The sequence below is a fragment of the Acinetobacter sp. YZS-X1-1 genome (assembly GCF_000804305.1).
Taxonomy (GTDB): Bacteria; Pseudomonadota; Gammaproteobacteria; order Pseudomonadales; family Moraxellaceae; genus Acinetobacter; species Acinetobacter variabilis.
The window spans coordinates 1-20,834 of the sequence record NZ_JWHB01000043.1 but is presented as its reverse complement, the minus strand read 5'-3'; the positions used below and the strand labels follow the sequence as shown (position 1 = coordinate 20,834).

The following is a 20,834-nucleotide window of genomic DNA, read 5'->3' as shown; positions in this document are numbered from 1 at the left end:
GATCGTTTTTTGATTTATGAAAGAGATCTAATCTATCGATGAGAAAAAATGGCCGAATGCTCAATGGATATATGAAAGTTAGTATTTAAGTTTTATTAATATAATTGTAAGTTAAAGACCTAAAACCACCTGATACGGTTTAAATCCTTTGATCACCGCTTTAGAAACCAACTGGATAAATGCTTCAGTTTTTCCATAAGCCATCCAATGATCTAGGGCTTCATAGTAGGCTAATCGATTTTCAACTGTTATTACACAAGGTGGATAACCAGCTTTAAGCAATTCGAGATTCATCAATAGACGTGATGTACGTCCATTGCCATCCATGAATGGATGGATGCCTACAAAATCTGCATGTACTTTAGCTGCACGTTCAATGGGATGAAGCTTATGTGCCTCTGAATTGTACCAATCGACTAGCTGAGTCATTTTGTCATTGAGCAATGTATAGTCCGGTGGTGTAGTTGTAGCACCTGAAATCAATACGTTTTGCTGGCGATATCGGCCAGCATTATCATCGTCAATATTCTTTAAAATGAGTTGATGGATATTGCGAATTTGCCATTCAGAAAAAGGTTCTTCCTTTCTAATAATGTCTTCAACGTAATAAATGGCATTTCTATGGTTAATTGCTTCGAAGTGCTCTCGTAAAGCTTTTCCACCGACAGTTATGCCTTCTAACACAACTTTGGTTTCTAATAGAGTAAGTGTATTGCCTTCAATAGCATTGGAATGATAAGTCCATCGTACAATAAGGTCTTCTTGTAAATTTTTTACTATTGCAGGTGATAGGGGGCGATGCTGATCTAATTTATTTTTTAAATCATCAATAATTTCAAACATTACCTTGTCCCTGAATATATCTAAAAGAATGATACATCAAAAAAGAAAATCAAAGAAATGATATGTTATAGTATATCATTTTATAGTGTGCTCAATGTTGGTATAATCAGTATGCCACTTCAAATCCTGAATTCGGATTTGAACAAGATTTTAAAGTGAATTCAATGCACTAAATCTAAATTGGGTCAATAAATTTTTTTATTTAATAAAATAGATTTAGAGTCAATAAGTTAGGATTTGAGTTCAATTGATGCCACCTAAAATTATTAGGATTAATGAAAAAAACAATTATTGACCTTAGAGTTACTCCCAGGTTTATAATGCTATAAAAATTTATTATTTATCCTCATATGCGTTCAATGACATGGATCACAGTCTTAGTGGGATTGTTCATGTTCCAAAGCCTTTGGAATGTGGCGGCTGCTTTTTGTGTCCATGAAGAAAGCATTTCCGTGGTTCAAAACTATCACTTTGGACATCATACAAATGCTTTATGTGTGAGCGAGACCCAAAAACATGGTCATCAAGCACCTGAAAAACAGAATAATGATTTAGACTGGGTAGAGAATCACCAGGATCATCTTCCATCGATGATCCAATTGATTTTAGAACAACGTCAAGTTTCTTTTATACAAACGCTGTTTTCATATACTGCTAGACCAGAGTATTTTTGGAATAATGATTACAGTTCGCCTGACTTAAGTTCAAAAAGCCCGCCTCCCGAACTTTCCCCGCTAATGGTGGGGTAGCCTTAAATATTCCCACCACTTTCAAATTTAATATAGTGGGAAACATCTATGTCTTTTCAAAATATGACTTTTACAAGTCAATGCGTAGCGATTGGGCTCTTGCTGTTTGGCATTCAAAATACTAGCGCATCTGCAAATGAAATCTCGAATTTTCAAGATGCTCTAGCCAAAGTTCAGCAATATCAATCACAATTCGAACTTCAGCAACAGCGTCAGCAACTTGCGATATTAAATACTCAAAACAGCAGTCTTTGGCAAAATCCAACTTTCTCGATTGAACAAAACGGTTTTAGTTCTAGTCAGGAAAAAGAACTGAGTGTTGGTATCAGTCAACCACTTGATCTCTTTGGTCAACGTAAGTTAAACCAAGAAATAGCATCAATTTCAAAACAGCAGCTTCAACTTAAAGAGCAACTCTGGCAAGCACAGAGTGAAATGGTGGTGAAGTATGCTTGGGCACAATATCTGTTATCTGAAACTGAAACATCCATTTTTGCTAAGCAGATGAAAGTGAGTCAAGCGAATCTAGACAGCGCTAACAAACGTTATCAAGCGGGCAGTATTGCATTAGTAGATTATGAACGTGCTCAGATAGACCATTTAGAAATTCAAAGACAATATCAACAAGCTTTACTTGCGCTGCAAGCATCGCAACGACAATTGTCTAATTTATGGGGAGAGTCCCAACCTTCCTTAAGTGTTCAATCAAACAAAGTGGTTTGGCCAAGCGAGATTGAGCGTTCAGTTGAAAAAAATATCCAACACGGTTGGCTCGAAAAACTGTATGCCTTGAATATGCAACAATCTCAGCAAAAGGTTGAAAGTTTAAAGATAAAAAACCGTCCTCAACCCATGTTGAATCTTGGCATGACTCAGACTAAGTCATCTCAATCTTCGGATTAAACTACTTTAGTATTAGGGGTGGAAGTTCCTTTAAATATTTTTAATCGTCAACAATATGTTATTCCCATGGCTGAGCGCCAACAGCAGTTATTGACTCAAATTCAACAAAGAGAGTTAAAACAACAAATTCTTGATATTGCAAACCGTTTGAATGAGTTGAAAGGCTTGCGTCAGCAATATGACGCTATTAATACGCAAATACAGCTTTCTGAAAAAGTCCAGTCTCGAACTTTACAGGGTTTTCAGGCAGGTAAATTCTCTGTCACGGATATACAACAGATATCTTTACAGTTGCAAAATTTACGTGTGGCACAACTGGAAATACTCAAACAAGCTTGGCAGATCGGCCTCAGTGTTGAGGCTTTAAGTTTAGGCACAAGTTATGAAGAGATCAGCCAATCTAATGCTTATAGCCAACTCAATAAAAAAGCCTTTGTAGAAACTCAAAATCTGCTGAATGGGCAGGGAGAATAAAGTGAAAAAATATCAATTTGGAAAAATCTCTCAACCCATTTTAATCAGTGTATTGATCGGCTTAACGGCTTTAATCAGCGTATGGATCTGGTTGGGTAATCAAAATGAAAAAAATGATGAGCATGGGCATGATGGTGAAGATGAACAGCATGATGATCATGCTAAAGAAAGTAAAGAAGATCAGCATAGTGAAGAAGGCGAAATAGAGCTTACAGCGCAACAGATGGTGGAACATGGCCTTAAAGTTGAAACAGTCACACAGGGGGAGGTAAACAGCTTTGTAACACTCCCTGGAAAATTGGTGGTGAATACGGATCAACAAGCGCATATTTCACCGAATTTTAGTGGTCATGTTGAGCAAGTTAATGTGGCACTTGGTCAGTATGTGGAACGTGGTCAAACGCTTGCAGTACTTTCCGTCCCTGAATTAATTGATCAACAAGCGAGTTTGAGCATTGCGCAGTCAAGTTTGCGTTTGGCACAGCAAGAATACGAACGAGAACAACAGTTATGGTCACAAGGTATTTCGGCAAAGCAAGATTTGCAGCGTGCTGAAAATGCCTATCGCCAAGCCCAAATTACAGTGCAATCTCAGCAAGCCCGTCTACACGCTCTAGGTTCAACTGGGCAAAATGGACGTTTTGTTATTCGCGCACCCATTCCAGGCATGATCAGTCAAAAAGACATTGTGGTAGGTGAAAATGTCCAACTGGCGGATCAGCTTTTTGTGATTGAAAATCTAAAAGACCTTTGGTTAGAGTTTAATTTGCCAAATACCTCAAATATTCAGTTTCAAGCGGGGCAAATTTTAAATTTTAAAACCAATGGTTCTGATCAAAATTACCAAGCAAAAGTGCAAACGCTGAATTCACAGGCAGATTTACAAACTGGACGTTTACAAGTACGTGCCAAAGTCACCACACAAGCGGATGTACTGCGTCCAAATGTTTTGGTAAATGTTTTTGTGACTGATGCACAAGCAAAAACAGCGTTAAGAGTTCAGAAAAAAGCCTTACAGCAGGTTGAAGGAAAACCTGTGGTATTTGTGATTGAGTCTGAAGAAAAGGGACAAGTTCATCTTAAAGCACAGCTAATAGAAGTGGGCGTGAGCAGTCAGGATGGGCAATGGCTAGAAGTCATTTCTGGATTAACTGAAGGGCAGAAATACATTGCTGATGGCAGTTTTTTATTAAAGTCTGAATTAGAAAAAGATGAGGCCGGTCATGAGCATTAATCAAGATTTACCTCATCCTGAAGGATTATTTGAGCGCATTATTCAGTTTGCAATTCAAAATGCTATTTGGGTGATGCTGTTTATCTGCACATGGATTGCGGTGGGTATTTATAGTTATCAGAAGTTGCCAATTGATGCTGTTCCTGACATTACCAATACCCAAATACAGATCAATACCCAAGCCAATGGTTTTACAGCACTTGAAGCAGAACAACGGATTACCTATCCGATTGAAAATGCCATGGCGGGTATTCCAGATTTGGAGCTAACACGTTCAATCTCCCGCTATGGATTATCCCAAGTCACTGTTGTATTTAAAGATGGAACCGATATCTATTGGGCACGTCAACAAATTAACCAGCGTGTACAAGAAGTGCAAGCTGATTTACCTGCACAAGTTTCACCCACAATGTCACCTGTATCTACTGGCTTAGGTGAAATTTATCAGTGGGTGCTTACAGCCGAACCGAATGCGAAAAAAGCAGATGGTTCTACTTATACAGCGATGGATTTAAGAGAAATTCAGGATTGGATTGTTCGACCGCAACTGCAACGAGTTAAAGGTGTTGCTGAGGTTAATAGTATTGGTGGCTATAATAAAACCTATCTCGTTTCGCCCGATCTAAGTCGTATGCAGCAGTTGAATGTTGGTTTAGATCAATTACAGCAAGCCTTGACACTGAATAATGAAAATCGTGGTGCAGGGTTCATTGAGGAAAATGGTCAGCAACTCACGGTTCGTGTGCCGGGTACCTTGAATAATATCAGTGATATTGAAAACACCATGATTGCAAGTCCGAACGGTAGTCCAATCCGTGTGGGTGATATTGCTCAAGTCTCCATTGGTCATGACTTAAGAACAGGTGGTGCTACCTATAACGGTGTGGAAACGGTACTTGGGATTGCCATGATGGCGATGGGCGAAAATAGCCGTACGGTATCAAAATCGGTAGATGCTAAGATCCAAGAGGTTCAGAAAAGCTTACCCAAAGGGGTTAAAATTGAAACTGTTTATGACCGCACCAGCTTGGTCGAAAAGGCGATTAAAACGGTACAAAAAAACCTGATTGAAGGCGCCATTTTGGTCATCGTCATTCTGTTTTTATTTCTCGGGAATATTCGTGCAGCCTTAATTACAGCCTGTGTGATCCCATTGTCGATGCTATTCACACTCACAGGCATGGCGCAAAAAAATATCAGTGCCAATCTCATGAGTTTAGGAGCTTTAGATTTTGGGATTATTGTCGATGGGGCGGTGGTGATTGTTGAAAACTGTATTCGTCGTTTGGCGCATACTCAGCAACAGTTAAAGCGACAATTAACTCAACAAGAGCGTTTTAAAGAGGTCTTTTTAGCCGCACGCCAAGCTCGACGTCCCTTGATTTTTGGGCAATTGATCATTTTAGTGGTGTATTTTCCGATTTTTGCTTTAAGTGGTGTGGAAGCAAAAATGTTCCATCCGATGGCATTGACAGTGGTACTCGCCCTTGTTGCAGCCATTATTTTATCGATCACATTTGTGCCTGCTGCGGTGGCATTGTGGGTCAAAGGTGATATTCAAGAAAAAGAAAGTCGTTGGATGTTATGGCTAAAAGCTAAATATCAGCAAACTCTTGATATTGCGTACCAATACAAAGCAGTTGTGCTGACTTTTGCACTGTGTTTATTAGTGATTACAGGACTCATCAGTACCAAACTCGGCAGTGAATTTGCACCACAGCTCAGTGAAGGCGACTTTGCGGTACAACAGTTGCGTTCACCAAGTACAGGCTTAGAAGAGTCTTTACGTATTCAGGAGAATACTGAAAAGCTTCTTTTAAAGAGTTTCCCTGAAATTCAGGCAGTATTTGCCAGAACGGGTACAGCCGAGGTTGCAACAGATGTGATGCCACCGAATATTTCCGATGGTTATATCATGCTTAAACCACGTGAGGAATGGCCAAATTCAAAAGAAAGCCTGGACGCACTTCGAACCCGAATGGAAGCTTATCTTGCGACAATTCCCGGCAATAATAGTGAGTTTTCCCAGCCTATTGAACTCCGATTTAATGAATTGATCTCAGGTGTGCGTAGTGATGTTGGTGTGAAAATCTTCGGTGATGATATGGATGTCCTCAATACTGAAGCGACTAAAATCTCCAAAACCATTCAGCAAATATCGGGTAGCAGTGCCGTGAAAGTCGAGCAGACCTCAGGTTTGCCATTACTAAATGTCGAGGTAAATAAAGCTTTGGCTGCGCAATATGGGCTAAGTGTGCGTTCAATTCAAGACCTTGTGGCAACCAGTATTGGTGGTCAAAATGTGGGTGAAATCTTAGAAGGTGATCGACGTTTTGATTTTGAAATTAGACTAACTGATCAAGATCGAAATACATCAACAGTTGCTCAGTTGCCGATTCAGCTTCCTAGTGGAGGGCAAATTGTCTTAGCCGATGTTGCGACAGTCAGTCTAATTGAAGGGGTGAACCAAGTCAGCCGTGAAAATGGTAAACGTCGTATTGTCGTGACAACTAATGTTGAAGGGCGTGATCTGGGTTCTTATGTTTCTGAACTGCAAAAGCAGTTAAAAGACTATGATCTGCCAAGTGGGTACTGGATTGAATATGGTGGCCAATTTGAAAATTTAGCTTCAGCTCAATCACGTATGCAAATTGTGATTCCACTGGCCTTATTGACTATCTTTATTTTGCTCATGGCAGTATTTCATAATGTTAAAGAGAGTCTTTTGGTATTTACAGGCGTACCGTTTGCTTTAACGGGTGGTGTTTTATTCCTTTGGTTACGAGATATTCCATTATCGATGTCAGCGGGTATTGGCTTTATTGCACTGTCAGGTGTTGCTGTACTGAATGGTCTTGTGATGCTGACATTTATCAAAGAGCTTCGAAATCAATACAGCTTAGATGAAGCAGTATGGAGAGGAGCAATTTTACGTTTACGTCCTGTATTGATGACAGCTTGTGTCGCCTCACTTGGTTTTGTGCCCATGGCACTTGCCACTGGAACAGGTGCAGAAGTACAACGACCTTTGGCGACGGTAGTGATTGGAGGCATTATTTCATCCACCATGCTCACCCTTGTATTGCTTCCTATTTTATATCGCTGGATCAATACTGATCAGGACAATAAGCGACTACAAACGGAAACCTATTAAGTATAAATATATTCAAGGTAATGCTTCGGCTTACCTTGAATAATCAATAATAAGGAGAGCACTATGAGTAGCTCAAATCAACATGACCACAGTCATTTTGAAGCATCGGAAAAAAATGCCAAAAAACTCTATTTCGCTTTAGCATTAACCACCACATTTTTGATTATTGAAGTCATCGCTGCGTTTATGACGCAAAGTTTGGCGCTGTTATCCGATGCTGCGCACATGCTGACAGATGCTGCTGCACTTGCGATTGCATTAGTGGCAATTAAAATCGGACAAAAACCTGCAGATGATAAGCGTACATTTGGTTATCAACGCTTTGAAATTCTGGCTGCATTATTTAATGCACTGATGTTATTTGTTGTTGCTCTCTATATTTTATTTGAAGCCTATCAGCGCTTTGAGAATCCACCTGAAATTCAAAGTATCGGGATGTTGGTTGTGGCAATACTCGGACTGATCATCAATCTCATCTCAATGAAAATCTTGCTCTCGAGTAGCAAAGAGAGTCTCAATATTAAAGGTGCTTATTTAGAGGTGCTTAGTGATGCTTTAGGTTCAGTCGGGGTCATCATTGGTGCACTAATCATCTATTTCACGGGATGGATGTGGATTGATACGCTGATTGCAGTATTGATTGGGTTTTGGGTACTTCCAAGAACTTGGATATTATTGAAACAAAGTATCCATATATTGTTAGAAGGTGTTCCTGAAGAAATTGATATTGAGAAGTTAAGATCAGATTTATTAATGTTAGAAGGGGTTCAAAGTATTCATGAGTTAAAAGTTTGGGCGATTACGTCAAGAAAGTTGGTTTTGACCGTGCATTTGGTTGCACCTGATGTGGATCAAAAAAAATTATACGATCAGGCTTTTCATATACTTCATGAACGGCATCATATCACTGATATGACACTACAAATTGAAGATGATAATTGGCATAAGCACCAGCATGCTAAGTAACAAAAACGTAGTCGTAATTACAAAGGTAATTGATAATATAGGTCAATTTTGTAAAAACAATGTAGCGATGATTTTTTGTATAGCTAAGTTGAAGGATTTTTTGAACCATTTAGTGGAAAAAATTTTGCTAGTGATCAAGCTACCGCTCAAGTTAAGCGCCTAATTGAAACGATGGAACACAAGGAATAGAGCCTTAGCGAACTTATGTCATTATTAGCTTTATCGCATCTTGCAACGTTCAAAAAAAATATTTAAGTCCTGCATTAGAGGCTAGATTAATTGAACGAATAATTCCTGATAAACCAAGAGCTCTAAGCAGAAATACAAATTGAAAAAAAGATGGCCTATAGAAAATACTGAGTAGTAAATAAAAGCAATGTTATAACATTGCTTTTGATCTTCAGTCTTTACGTGTTAAAATGTGTACACCAGTTCTAATCCTGAATTTGGATTTGAACAAGATTTTAAAGTGATTCAATACACTAAATCTAATTTGGGTCAAAATTGGGTCAGTGAATTTTCTTATTCAATAAAATTACTTTAGAATGAATGGGTTAGGATTTGAGTTTAATTGACGCCATCTCCACCAAAATTCTTCTTATAAATCAGCTACTTATATAGGTGGTTTTTTTATTGAGTATTTTTTATACTAATTGAAATTTTATTATCATCATTATCTTTAGTGATCACTCTAAATATAAATAGGTGTGAGAGTAGTTCTGAATCTTAAATTTTATAAGTTTTATTGAGCTTAATAAAAAAACAATAAACCGAAAAAAAATAGTTTTTCTGCAAACTTATTTGAATAGAAATAAAGATAATTTTATTTGATCCAATAAGGTGAATTACATTCATAAGATTTTATTGTGATTTTTAAAATTATACAGCAAGAGTTTGAATATTATAAAAAAATATTATTTATCTTCAGTGTAATTACGATGATAAAGCAATATTTTCAGAAGATAATCAAAGCAGCTTTTGCTGCTTTGATTATTCAATAGAAGCAGATCAGGCAGCCTCAAATCTATCCGTAATCAGCTCAACTCCAGTCGCAGCTTTAATCTGCTCCAGTGTGACATCTTGAGCCAGTTCTACCAGAACCACTCCGCGTGAAGTAATATCCATAACGCCGAGATCACTGATGATCCGGTTGACCACACCTTTACCTGTCAGGGGCAAGGTACATTGAGGAATGATTTTCGGTGAACCGTCTTTCGCTGTATGTTCCATCAGCACCACAACTTTTTGCACACCGGCTACCAGATCCATGGCACCGCCCATACCTTTGACTTTTTTGCCGGGAATCATCCAGTTTGCCAGATCACCCGTTTCGGAAACTTCCATTGCCCCCAGAATCGCAATATTGACATGCCCACCGCGAATCATGGCAAAGGAATCTGCACTGGAAAAGAAGGCAGCACCTTTACGGGCAGTGACCGTCTGTTTACCTGCATTAATGAGATCTGCATCAACGGTTTCTACAGTTGGAAATTCATCAATCCCTAGCAGTCCATTTTCAGACTGGAGCCAGACGTTGATATTTTCAGGAATATAGTTGGCTACCAGTGTGGGTAAACCGATACCTAGATTGACATAGAAACCATCTTCCAGTTCCTGTGCCGCACGCTGAGCCATTTGATTTCGAGTCCAAGCCATGATTATGCTCCTGCCTTTAAGGTCATCTGCTCAATGCGCTTTTCCGGTGAAGCATTAACGATGATTCGATTCACATAGATTCCAGGCAGATGGATAGTATCGGGATCAAGTTCACCAATTTCTACGATTTGCTCAACTTCAGCTATAGTGATTTTCCCGGCCATGGCACATTCGGGGTTGAAATTACGTGCGGTTTTACGGAACACCAGATTTCCGGCCTTGTCGGCTTTATAGGCTTTGACCAGCGCCACATCTGCTGTTAATGAATTTTCCAGGATAAATTTTTTACCCTCAAATTCACGGACTTCTTTGCCTTCAGCAACCAATGTGCCGACACCGGTTTGGGTGTAGAAAGCGGGAATTCCAGCACCACCCGCACGCAGTTTTTCTGCCAGTGTACCTTGAGGGGTCAGCTCTACTTCCAGCTCACCATTCAGATATTGGCGCTCAAATTCCTTGTTCTCACCGACATAAGAAGAAATCATTTTTTTGATCTGCTTAGTCTGCAGCAATTTGCCCAAACCAAAATCATCCACACCTGCATTATTGGAAATACAGGTGAGACCAGTGACACCAGTATTTTTTAAAGCTTCAATAAGTGCTTCAGGAATACCGCATAAACCGAAACCACCAACGGCGAGCGTTTGATGATCTGCCACGATATCCGCTAAAGCTTCCTGAGCATTGGCAACGACTTTATTCATCAGAGATCCTTTTCTTAAAATTCAAGCGTCCATCTTGGCTTCGCGAGCGCTATGGTCTAATTCATCTGCATGCAGGAAGTGGGTATGCGATGGTGCGCGTTTGGTTTTGCTCCATTGTTCCAGCATGTCATACTTCATTTCTTCGGTAATCATGGCAATTTTCTGAGGTGCTTTTTCATCATCATAAGCCAGTTCCAGACGGTGGCCATTTGGATCAAAGAAGTAAATTGAATGGAAAATGCCGTGATTGGTAATGCCCAGTACATCTACGCCATTGGCTTCCAGATGCTCTTTAGCTTGAACCAGTGCCTGACGATCTTTCACTTTTAAGGCGATATGCTGCACCCATTTCGGGGTGTTTTCATCGCGGCCCATTTCCGGTTGGGTGGGCAGTTCAAAAAAGGCCAATACATTGCCATTGCCTGCATCTAAAAATAGATGCATATAGGGGTCGAAAGCTTTGGTAGACGGGACATGATCCTCGGCAAAAGCCAGAATAAAGTCCATGTTCAGATTCTTTTTATACCATTCCACGGTTTCTTTGGCATCTTTACAGCGGTAGGCGACATGGTGAATTTTTTCGATTTGAATGGTCATGTTTATATCCTTATATGTTCTTATGCTGCATCGAGCTGCGCTTCAGGTGCAGCTTTTTGAAATGCATCCAGTGAGTTGCAATGGGCATAAATCGATTCAATTTTCGGAAAATCTGAAAGATCGATGTTGAAGCGTTTGGTGTTATACACTTGCGGAATCAGGCAGCAATCTGCAAGGCTCGGTTGATCTCCAAAACAGAATTGGCCATTTGAATGCGTCAATTGAGCTTCAAGTGCTTTTAAACCGGTGATAACCCAGTGCCTGTACCATTCGGTTTTCTGTTCATCGCTGGCACTCAGGGTTTTACTAAGGTATTGAAGTACACGTAAGTTATTTAAGGGATGAATGTCGCAGGCAATATTCAGACTAAAGGCCCGGATCAGGGCACGCTGTTGCAAATCCTTGGGCAGCAGGGGAGTTTCCGGAAATTTTTCTTCAAGATATTCAATCATGCTGAGCGACTGGGTCAGCGTGAAATCATCTTCAATCAATGCAGGGACCAGCTCTCCCGGATTGACCCGACGAAACATTTCACTATGCTGTTCGCCACCATTGTTCACCAGATGAACCGGGATATGTTCTGCTTCGAGTCCTTTCAGGTGGAGTGCAATACGAACCCGGTAAGCGGCTGAACTGCGAAAATAGGTATATAGTTTCATGGTCATGATTTCACTCCAGCTTATTCACTAAAACCGAAATCAAGCGCTGGCAGAATTTTGCCGCTCACAGCACCGAAACCGATACGCAGACCATCTTTTTCACAATGGCCTTTCATGATTACGGTGTCGCCGTCCTGAATGAAAGTGCGCTGTTCACCATTCGATAAAGTCAGTGGCTTGGTTGCATTCCAAGTAATTTCCAGTAATGAACCATAAGAATCTGGCGTAGGACCGGAAATCGTGCCGGAACCCATCAGATCACCGACCTGTACATTACAGCCGGCAATGGTGTGATGAGCCAGCTGCTGTGCCATCGACCAGTACATATATTTGAAATTGGTTTCACAGATCACATCAGCTTGGCCTGAATTTTCAGGCTGAATTTCAACGGACAGGTTAATGTCATAGCTATTACTGCTGTTATCTTCACGCAGATAAGCCAGAGGTTTTGGCTCTTGAGCAGGTGAACTGGTTTTAAATGGTTCAATCGCTTCCATGGTTACGATCCATGGCGAGATCGAAGAGGCAAAAGTCTTGGCGTTAAATGGACCTAGCGGCACATATTCCCATTGTTGCAAGTCACGTGCAGACCAATCATTGAATAGCACCATACCAAAAATATGGTCCCAGGCATTTTCAATCGCAATGGGCTCGCCTAAGTTATTTGGCTTGCCGATGATAAAGCCGGTTTCCAGTTCGAAGTCGAGTTTGCGACATGCTGAAAATACTGGGCGATCAGAATCCGGTAATTTGATCTGTCCAGATGGACGCACGATCTCTGTCCCGCTGACAATTACGGAGCTGGCACGACCGTTATAACCGACTGGAAGTTCTGACCAGTTGGCTAACAGAGCATTTTTCGGATCGCGGAACATACAGCCGACATTGGTGGCATGCTCTTTGGATGAATAGAAATCGGTATAGCCTGGGATATGCACCGGCAGATGCATTTTGACATCTGACTGTTTAAAGAAAACCTGATCACGGAGTTCCTGATTATCACGCAATTCGGCATGATCTGCTGACAACAGCGTCTGTAACTCTACTCGTACTTTAGACCAGTTGGCTTTACCTGACTCAATAAAGGCATTCAAGGTTGGCCGATTAAAAAATTGCTGACCTTCTTCTAGTTTTAAATAACCCTTTTCTTCCAATACCGCCAGGTCAACTACCCATTCTCCAAGTGCCACCCCGGCACGCGGTTGGGCGTTTTGCTCATCACTGAAAATACCGTAAGGCAGGTTTTCTAAAGGGAAATCTGAATCAGGAGCGATGTCGACAAATGACTTTAAACGTGTCGTCATAAATAAGGATCCTTTCCGTGGAAAATTTAAGTTCTATATAGAATCATACTTATATTTTTAAATTACGCAATAAATAATTTGATTATGAATAATGTAAATTTGTTAAAATGCAGTTATAATTTCAATAGGGAATCAGATTTGGCTAAGCAAGATTTTTGATTTCAGTAGTACAATGGCTTGATAGAACCATGAAAATTAATGCGTATATGCAGGATGAAACGATGAGCGTTGAGGAAGAAAAATTACAGGGAGGGGTGCAGTCTCTAGAAGTAGGATTAACTGTACTCGATGCATTGACTGAACATAATGCACCGATGATGTTAAAAGAGCTGTCAGAAGTCCTGTCTATGCATCCTGCAAAAGTGCATCGCTATGTGGTCAGTCTGATACGTAAAGGGTATGCCCAGCAGCTCAGTGACGGGCGTTATGGCTTGGGTGAGCGTGCTCACGCATTTGGAGTCAATGCCTTAAAACGTACCGATATGCTGGAATTAACCCAAAAATATATTATGCAGATTCAGCAGCATTTAAATTGCAGTATTCATGTCAGCAAATGGTTTGCTGATGGTGCGGTGGTGGTTCAGTCGCTTGAATCCAATCATGTATTTAATATTATTACCCGGGTCGGCTCGCGTATGCCTTTGCTAAAATCGGCAACTGGTCGTTTACATGCTTGCCTCCAGCCAGAACACATCATCAAGCCTTTATTGGAAAAAGAGTGGGCGAGTAGCGCTAAAGCAGGTCAATATCCAGCGAACTGGGAAGAATTTTTGCAACTTAAAGAGAAAATTCTGCAGCAGGGCTATGCGTCAGTGACCGGTGATATGATGGCGGGCATTCATGCAGTGGCGATTCCGGTGTATAACTTTAGCCGACAGCTTGATCATGTGATTACCTGTATCGGCACCGAAGACCAGTTGCCAGCAGATCAGATGCAACAGGCTATTGATTATCTGCTAGGGATCCAAAAACAGATTGATGCCTTGTTTAATCCACAGGTGGCTGTCTAATACTTTCTTCTATTACATATAATTTATAGTCATTACATAGATCCAGTCCTGATTGGGTACTGGATCTTTTTTATATCCAAATATTGACTTTCCGACAAACCCGGTACGATTCAAAGAGCCTTATCTGACCCTATTTTTATTTAAAAAGATCAAATCACTATTCATAAAAAAAGCCTTTCAGCACTTAAGCTAGAAGGCTTCTAACAACTTAATTATTTTTAATAAATCAACGGTTTAGCTTCATTTTACATTTTGATCACCGCAGCCATCGACTCTGCAACATAATCAATATTGCTGAGGTTCAGACCCGCTGTACACATCCGGCCACTACGGACCAGATAAATACCATAATGCTGTTTTAACAGATCCACTTGCTCAGCAGTTAAGCCGGTATAGCTGAACATGCCTTGTTGCTGGGTCAGGTAGCTGAAATCAAGTTCTGGTAGTGCCTGAGACAATTTTTCTTTGAGTAAGCCTCGCATACGTAAAATACGCTGGCGCATTTCTTCAACTTCAGCCTGCCATTGCTGAAACAGTTCAGGATTATTTAACACCTGACTGACCAATAGCGCACCATTGGCCGCCGGACTCGAATAAATCCGGCGAACTGTAGCTTTTAACTGGCCTAAAACATTTTGTGCGCTTGTAGCGTCATCACAGACAAAACTTAAGCTACCAATACGTTCTCCATATAAAGAGAAGATTTTGGAAAATGAATGGCTGACGATAAAGTTCATTCTGGCTTGATCAAGTGCACGAATGGCATAGGCATCCTGTTCCAGACCCTGACCGAAACCTTGATATGCCATATCCAGGAACGGAATTAAGGATTGAGCCTTTAATACTTCAATGACTTGATCCCACTCATGTGGCTGTAAGTCTGCCCCGGTCGGGTTATGACAACATGGATGTAATAACACAATACTTTGAGCGGGCAGCTGTTTTAAGCAATCCAGCATCGCCGGTACATTAACGGCATTGGTTTCTGCATCATAATAAGGATAGAAATGGGTCTGAATACCAGCGCCATTAAAGATGGCAATATGGTTTTCCCAAGTCGGCTGGCTCACCCAGATTTCAGATTCTGGAAAATATTTTTTCAAAAAGTCAGCGCCGACTTTTAGCGCACCTGAGCCGCCCAAGGTCTGAATCGTGACTACACGGCCTTGCTCGCGGGCAGGGCTGGAAGTTCCAAAAATTAATTCCTGTGCAGCCTGGTTAAAGCTGTTTAGACCATCCATCGGCAAGTAAACACGAACTTTATTATAGTCAGGGGTCAGGTAAGTATAGGCTTTTTGCACTGAGTCTAGCTGCGGCACGATATTATCTTCGTTGTAATACAGGCCGATGCTTAAGTTAACTTTGTTATTACGCTGATCTTTGTTGAATTCTTCCATTAAAGAGAGAATCGGATCACCGGCATAAGTATCAATATGTTGAAACATGAATCTATCCTAATCTAATCAATATGCGATTACGCTTCTGGTAAAGAGCTAATTTTGCTGTTGTCTAACATAGCCGTCTGAGATTCCTGTTTGCGCTTAAAGAAGTAGGCAACCGAGAGAATACCAATCCAGACCGGAATCATGATGACAGCAACGCGCATGTCCGGGGTGCTGCTCATAATCAGCAGAATACCGCCCATAAATGCGATACATAAATAGTTGGTAAATGGATAAGCCACACTTGGAAAATCGGTTCTAGTCTGCGTACGATTCATGGAGGTCTTGAATTTCAAATGAGTATAGGAAATAACAAGCCAGTTAATCACGATGGCAGCAACCACCAGCATCATCAACATGCTAAAGGCTTTTTCCGGCACCAGATAATTTAATAAAACGCACATCAAGGTGAAAAACGCTGAAACCATCACCGCATTCACAGGGATGCCACGCTGATTAATCTTGCTTAAGAACTTCGGCGCATTACCTTGCTGGGCTAAACCTAACAGCATACGGCTGGTACAGTAGTTAGTACTGTTATATACCGAAACCGCCGCGGTTAACACCACGAAATTCAAAACTCCGGCAACTGTCTGACTACCAAGCGAATCAAAAATCATCACAAATGGACTACCACCTTGCGCCATCATGTTCCAAGGGTAAAGTGATAAAATCACTACCAGACTCAGAATATAAAATAACAGGACACGGTAGACAATTTGATTGACTGCTTTAGGCAAAGTCTTTTTCGGATTATCAGTTTCTGCTGCTGCGATCCCGACCAGCTCAATGCCGCCAAAAGCAAACATGATCATGGCCATCGCCATAATCAGGCCCATAATTCCATTCGGGAAGAAGCCGCCGAGTTGCCATAAATTTTCCAGACTGGACTGGCTATGGCCGCTACCACTGGCAAGCAGGTAGCTGCCGAACGCAATCATGGCAATAATTGCACCAACTTTAATGATCGCCAGCCAGAACTCCATTTCACCGAATAATTTCACGTGAAGCAAATTAATGATATTGATGAAAATGAAGAAGCCGAGGGCAGAGACCCAGGTCGGAATTTCTGGCCACCAGTAATGGATATAAAGACCGACGGCACTTAATTCGGCCATACAGACCAGAATATTCAGTACCCAGTAATTCCAGCCCGACATAAATCCGGCAAATTTGCCCCAGTATTTATAAGCGAAATGACTAAAAGAACCGCTCACAGGTTCATGTACAATCATTTCACCCAGCTGGCGCATCATTAAGAAGGCAATCAAGCCTGCAATGGCATAACCTAAAATAACAGAAGGCCCAGCAAGCTTGATCGTTTGTGAAATTCCAAGAAACAGTCCGGTACCAATTGAACCACCGAGTGCGATGAGCTGAATATGCCGGTTACTTAAACCTTTTTTCAGGTTTCCTTGTTCAATATGCTGCATTTTTATTCATCATCCATGTGAGATTAAGTGCTGAACTATGATGTGCTTTATTATTTTTATGCCCTCATCGATGCAGAATCTTAAGTGTTATACGAGCGTATACGTTTAAACAGAGGCAACCATACCGATGCATATGAGACTACATAGACACAGGTATGGTTTTAAAAAGGTTCAGGCTTTAGAAATGTCTAAAACACCACGTTTGATCTGATCACGTTCGATTGATTCAAATAAGGCCTTAAAGTTACCTTCACCGAAACCATCATCGTCTTTGCGCTGGATAAACTCAAAGAACACCGGACCAATCATATTTTCAGAGAAAATCTGTAACAGCAGGCGTTTGTTACCATCTTTGGTATTGCCATCGAGCAGAATGCCGCGTTTTTGCAGCTCATCCGCAGGCTCACCATGGTTCGGCAAGCGCTCATCCAGCATTTCATAATAAGTGCTTGGCGGTGGCGTCATGAACTTGGTGCCTAAAGCTTTCAGCTTGTCCCATGTTTCAAGTAGGTTATCACAGATAAAGGCAATGTGCTGAATACCTTCACCATTGAATTCGTTCAGGAATTCAGCGATCTGGCCATTACCTTTGTCAGAATCTTCATTTAGTGGAATACGGATCTTACCATCTGGTGCTGTTAGTGCCTTAGAAGTCAGGCCAGTGTATTCGCCTTTAATATCGAAGTAGCGGATTTCTTGGAAGTTGAAAATCTTTTCATAGAAATCTGCCCAGTACTGCATACGACCTTTATAAACGTTATGCGTTAAATGGTCGATTTCATTCAGGCCTGTGCCGGCTGGACGCGATGGAACATTATCAAAGAAGATAAAATCATTTTGGTAAATGTCACAATCGACCAGGAAGATTGGAGAACCACCGATTCCTTTAATCGCAGGGATGTTAAGCTCCATTGGCCCGATTTTGCTATAAATCGGTTCTGCACCGATTTCAATCGCCTTCTGAAAAGCTTTTGCCGCATTCTTGGTACGGAAGCCCATTGCACAAGCAGAAGGACCGTGCTCTTTATAGAAAAATGCTGCATATGATTCAGGCTGATAATTCAGAATGATATTAATATTGCCCTGGCGCCATAAATAGACATTTTTCGATTTATGCTTCGCCACTTTAGTGAATCCGATGGTTTGAAAAACAGGATCCAGCTGGCCATCTTCAGAGACAAATTCAATAAATTCGAATCCGCACAGTTCTAATGGATTGGCTAATTCATTCATACAACATCCTCATTATTTAAAAGCAATCCTATTGCTCATCTTTTACTGTCTGTTCAGGCTCTACGGAGGTATGACTGCCGTTTTATATTGAGAAGACAAATCCGTTTGCCTGACTTCTTTTCTTGCTGAACTGCATCGATTCCTGATGCCTACAAGAAAAAGAAGGAATTTAACTCATCATACTGGATCTTGAATATTATTCAATACGTAATTTAATTACGTAATAAATAATTTAGTAAAATATGAGGTTAATTTATAACATAAATTAATGTTATTCATAAAAAATATTTTTTGGATAATTCCAAGATACTAAATCATAGCAAATGTAGTTTTTTGTAAATCTGATTGGCATCTAATCAACCTGTTAAAGTAACTGCTGAGCAAAGGCTTTTTCAGAGAAATATGAAGCAAGAAGTCTGAAAAATTGAAATATCCAGATCTGAGTTTTCAGCTAATTTTCCACAAAAAAGAAAAAGCCCTTAAATGATTAAGGGCTTTACTGTTCGGAATAGATTCAATCTACCAGTTTTTCCAGTTTCATACTTTCACGATAGTACTAACAGCCTTTATACAGCAGGAAGACACCAATTACCCCGGCCACCGCATTGACGATAGAGATAGAGTTTCCGACCATTAAGGTATTTTCAAAGTAGCGGTCTGTAATCAGCGCAAATGAAAAAAGCAAGGCATATTGTCGACCTGGACATCGACAACTTTATAAACATTTTAGTGGCTTAGAACAGCTGCAAAGCACTTTATAAAATCTGCAGCAGATCAAGAAGTACCTGTTATTACAATTCGAAGAATAAAAACACAATAAAGAAACTGGCCTTTTGCCAGCTTAGGTCGAATATAGAACGCATAGATAAATTTGTTTAGCCACTCAAAAGCGTAAAGCAGGGCTAAACAAATGCGTCATCTCTTAATCTCTACGCAGAGGCGAGATCATGAATATTGCAAAAAATACCATCTGCCTTTGGTACGATCACGATGCTGAAGAGGCTGCACGGTTTTATGCAGAAACTTTTCCAAATTCATCTGTAGGTGCCATTGTTCCTGCACCTGGAGATTATCCCTCTGGTAAAACAGGTGATGTCATCACAGTAGACTTTACCGTACTGGGTATTCCATGTATTGGTTTAAATGGTGGACCAGAATTTAAGCATAATGAAGCTTTTTCCTTTCAAGTGGCCACACAAGATCAGGAAGAAACGGACCGATACTGGAATGCGATTGTGAACAATAATGGGCAGGAAAGTGAATGCGGATGGTGTAAGGATAAATGGGGGTATCTTGGCAAATCATCCCTAAAGCTTTACTTGAAGCATCATACAGTTCAGACCATGGTGTTGCTAAAAGAGCCTTTGATGCCATGATGACCATGAAGAAAATTGATGTCGCTGCAATTGAAGCTGCCATCCGAGGTTAAGAAGTGATATTGATATCAATTATTTGATGCAATGCATTTGGTTTAAGCTTTTGACCTTATTACTTATCTAAAGTGAAAGGTCATTGATAATAATCAGAAGTTCATCCTTTAAGGTATAGCCAGTGGGTTGTTTATTGCGACCGCTGGCTAAAACCCATTTAAACATCCTCGATAAGTAATTTCTATTTTTCAAAAATAAGTCAATAAAACTCGAAGCTATCTCTGAAAGTGAAGACTTATATTTGAAATATTTGGCTTAAAGTAAGATGATAAAATAATAAGTGACTAAAATTTAAAATCTTATTTCATCCGCTAGAAGAACGAGAAAGACATGCCTTATTCCCATCATCATGAAAAACACTATATACAACGTTCTGGCTGGTTGCGTGCCGCAGTGCTCGGTGCCAATGATGGAATTATTTCCGTGACCAGTCTGGTTGTTGGGATGGCAGCCAGTGGCGCTTCTTCACAAACACTTTTGATTGCTTGTGTTGCTGGCCTGATTTCTGGTGCAGCCTCGATGGCAGCTGGGGAATATATTTCGGTTAAGTCGCAACAGGATATTGAAAAAAATGATCTCGCCATGGAAGAGCGGGAATTAAATCTGCATCCCGTACATGAATTAAAAGAGCTAAAAAATATTTATATCAAGCGAGGTTTAGAAGCTGATCTGGCCGAAGAAGTGGCAAAACAGCTTACTGCACATAATGCCTTGGATGCGCATGCACGTGATGAGATTGGAATTCTGGAACAGACAGCTGCCCAGCCCTTTACGGCAGCATTTTCTTCAGCATCAGCATTTACGGTAGGTTCTTTATTTCCATTGGTATCCATTTTAGTTCTGCCTTCACATTTGCTAGATCAGGGCGTCATGCTGGTGGGAGTGCTTAGTCTGGGAATTATGGGAGCATTAGCCAGCTATGCAGGCGGTGGCAGTATGTGGAAAGGCGCACTGCGTGTCATGATTTGGGGCATCGTTGCTATGTTATTCAGTTTCTGGATTGGCTCTCTATTTAGGGTCTGTTGACGTTTACTGTTCATAAT

Annotated in this window: 19 protein-coding genes and 1 pseudogene; 10 read left to right on the top strand and 10 right to left on the bottom strand. The window is 40.7% G+C overall.

Features of this window, described 5'->3' with window-relative positions; translation table 11 throughout:
- Window positions 1-111: 111 nt before the first annotated feature.
- Window positions 112-843: a Fic family protein gene (locus RJ01_RS14795; protein ID WP_034171646.1), complete on the bottom strand. Its 732-nt coding sequence runs from the start codon at window positions 841-843 to the stop codon at window positions 112-114.
- A gap of 350 nt (window positions 844-1,193) precedes the next feature.
- Between RJ01_RS14795 and RJ01_RS14790 the strand changes: the two genes are divergently transcribed.
- The 7 genes from RJ01_RS14790 to RJ01_RS16890 all read left to right on the top strand — a co-directional run bounded on the left by RJ01_RS14790 (window position 1,194) and on the right by RJ01_RS16890 (window position 8,655).
- The gene (locus tag RJ01_RS14790; protein ID WP_052209111.1) at window positions 1,194-1,592 is read left to right on the top strand and encodes a cation efflux protein, CzcI-like; all 399 of its coding nucleotides are present in this window, start codon (window positions 1,194-1,196) and stop codon (window positions 1,590-1,592) included.
- A gap of 48 nt (window positions 1,593-1,640) precedes the next feature.
- On the top strand, window positions 1,641-2,495 hold the full coding sequence (locus RJ01_RS16670; protein ID WP_227504447.1) for a TolC family protein: 855 nt from the start codon (window positions 1,641-1,643) through the stop codon (window positions 2,493-2,495).
- Window positions 2,496-2,513: 18 nt separating this feature from the next.
- The gene (locus RJ01_RS16665; RefSeq protein ID WP_227504446.1) at window positions 2,514-2,969 is read left to right on the top strand and encodes a TolC family protein; all 456 of its coding nucleotides are present in this window, start codon (window positions 2,514-2,516) and stop codon (window positions 2,967-2,969) included.
- Window positions 2,953-4,203, top strand: coding sequence for an efflux RND transporter periplasmic adaptor subunit (locus tag RJ01_RS14780; RefSeq protein ID WP_034171644.1), 1,251 nt, complete (start codon window positions 2,953-2,955; stop codon window positions 4,201-4,203). Before RJ01_RS16665 ends, RJ01_RS14780 begins: the two co-directional genes overlap by 17 nt.
- Window positions 4,193-7,357, top strand: a complete 3,165-nt coding sequence (locus RJ01_RS14775) for an efflux RND transporter permease subunit (protein WP_034171643.1) — start codon at window positions 4,193-4,195, stop codon at window positions 7,355-7,357. The genes RJ01_RS14780 and RJ01_RS14775 overlap by 11 nt, the downstream gene beginning before the upstream one ends.
- A gap of 63 nt (window positions 7,358-7,420) precedes the next feature.
- A complete protein-coding gene (locus tag RJ01_RS14770; RefSeq protein WP_034171642.1) occupies window positions 7,421-8,323 on the top strand; it encodes a cation diffusion facilitator family transporter in 903 nt (300 codons plus the stop codon).
- Between the two features lie 209 nt (window positions 8,324-8,532).
- Window positions 8,533-8,655 (top strand): Fic family protein, encoded by a 123-nt coding sequence (locus RJ01_RS16890; RefSeq protein ID WP_323848068.1) that lies wholly within the window; start codon window positions 8,533-8,535, stop codon window positions 8,653-8,655.
- Between the two features lie 676 nt (window positions 8,656-9,331).
- Here RJ01_RS16890 and RJ01_RS14765 read toward each other — a convergent pair.
- The 5 genes from RJ01_RS14765 to fahA are packed head-to-tail and all read right to left on the bottom strand — an operon-like array spanning window position 9,332 to window position 13,243.
- Window positions 9,332-9,979, bottom strand: coding sequence for a CoA transferase subunit B (locus tag RJ01_RS14765; protein ID WP_034171641.1), 648 nt, complete (start codon window positions 9,977-9,979; stop codon window positions 9,332-9,334).
- A gap of 2 nt (window positions 9,980-9,981) precedes the next feature.
- Window positions 9,982-10,683, bottom strand: coding sequence for a CoA transferase subunit A (locus RJ01_RS14760; RefSeq protein ID WP_034171640.1), 702 nt, complete (start codon window positions 10,681-10,683; stop codon window positions 9,982-9,984).
- Window positions 10,684-10,704: 21 nt separating this feature from the next.
- The gene (locus tag RJ01_RS14755) at window positions 10,705-11,280 is read right to left on the bottom strand and encodes a VOC family protein (protein ID WP_004783206.1); all 576 of its coding nucleotides are present in this window, start codon (window positions 11,278-11,280) and stop codon (window positions 10,705-10,707) included.
- A gap of 20 nt (window positions 11,281-11,300) precedes the next feature.
- Window positions 11,301-11,939, bottom strand: coding sequence for a maleylacetoacetate isomerase (gene maiA, locus RJ01_RS14750; RefSeq protein WP_034171648.1), 639 nt, complete (start codon window positions 11,937-11,939; stop codon window positions 11,301-11,303).
- Between the two features lie 20 nt (window positions 11,940-11,959).
- Window positions 11,960-13,243, bottom strand: a complete 1,284-nt coding sequence (fahA, locus tag RJ01_RS14745; protein WP_034171639.1) for a fumarylacetoacetase — start codon at window positions 13,241-13,243, stop codon at window positions 11,960-11,962.
- A gap of 188 nt (window positions 13,244-13,431) precedes the next feature.
- Between fahA and RJ01_RS14740 the strand changes: the two genes are divergently transcribed.
- Complete coding sequence (locus RJ01_RS14740) at window positions 13,432-14,253, top strand: IclR family transcriptional regulator (RefSeq protein ID WP_052209110.1); 822 nt, start codon at window positions 13,432-13,434, stop codon at window positions 14,251-14,253.
- Between the two features lie 245 nt (window positions 14,254-14,498).
- On the opposite strand, the gene RJ01_RS14735 is transcribed toward RJ01_RS14740, so the two are convergent.
- From RJ01_RS14735 to RJ01_RS16780, 4 genes are all read right to left on the bottom strand, one after another.
- Entirely contained in the window at window positions 14,499-15,698 is a 1,200-nt protein-coding gene (locus RJ01_RS14735; RefSeq protein WP_034171638.1) for an amino acid aminotransferase, read from the bottom strand.
- Between the two features lie 29 nt (window positions 15,699-15,727).
- A complete protein-coding gene (locus tag RJ01_RS14730; protein WP_034171637.1) occupies window positions 15,728-17,128 on the bottom strand; it encodes an amino acid permease in 1,401 nt (466 codons plus the stop codon).
- A 171-nt stretch (window positions 17,129-17,299) separates the two neighbouring features.
- Entirely contained in the window at window positions 17,300-18,361 is a 1,062-nt protein-coding gene (hppD, locus tag RJ01_RS14725; RefSeq protein ID WP_034171636.1) for a 4-hydroxyphenylpyruvate dioxygenase, read from the bottom strand.
- 556 nt (window positions 18,362-18,917) lie between these two features.
- A complete protein-coding gene (locus tag RJ01_RS16780) occupies window positions 18,918-19,046 on the bottom strand; it encodes a hypothetical protein (protein WP_264673497.1) in 129 nt (42 codons plus the stop codon).
- Between the two features lie 262 nt (window positions 19,047-19,308).
- On the opposite strand from RJ01_RS16780, the pseudogene RJ01_RS14720 reads away from it, so the two are divergent.
- Both RJ01_RS14720 and RJ01_RS14715 read left to right on the top strand, forming a co-directional pair.
- Window positions 19,309-19,790, top strand: a pseudogene (locus tag RJ01_RS14720) (VOC family protein).
- A 331-nt stretch (window positions 19,791-20,121) separates the two neighbouring features.
- Window positions 20,122-20,817 (top strand): VIT family protein, encoded by a 696-nt coding sequence (locus RJ01_RS14715; protein ID WP_034171635.1) that lies wholly within the window; start codon window positions 20,122-20,124, stop codon window positions 20,815-20,817.
- Window positions 20,818-20,834 lie beyond the last annotated feature (17 nt).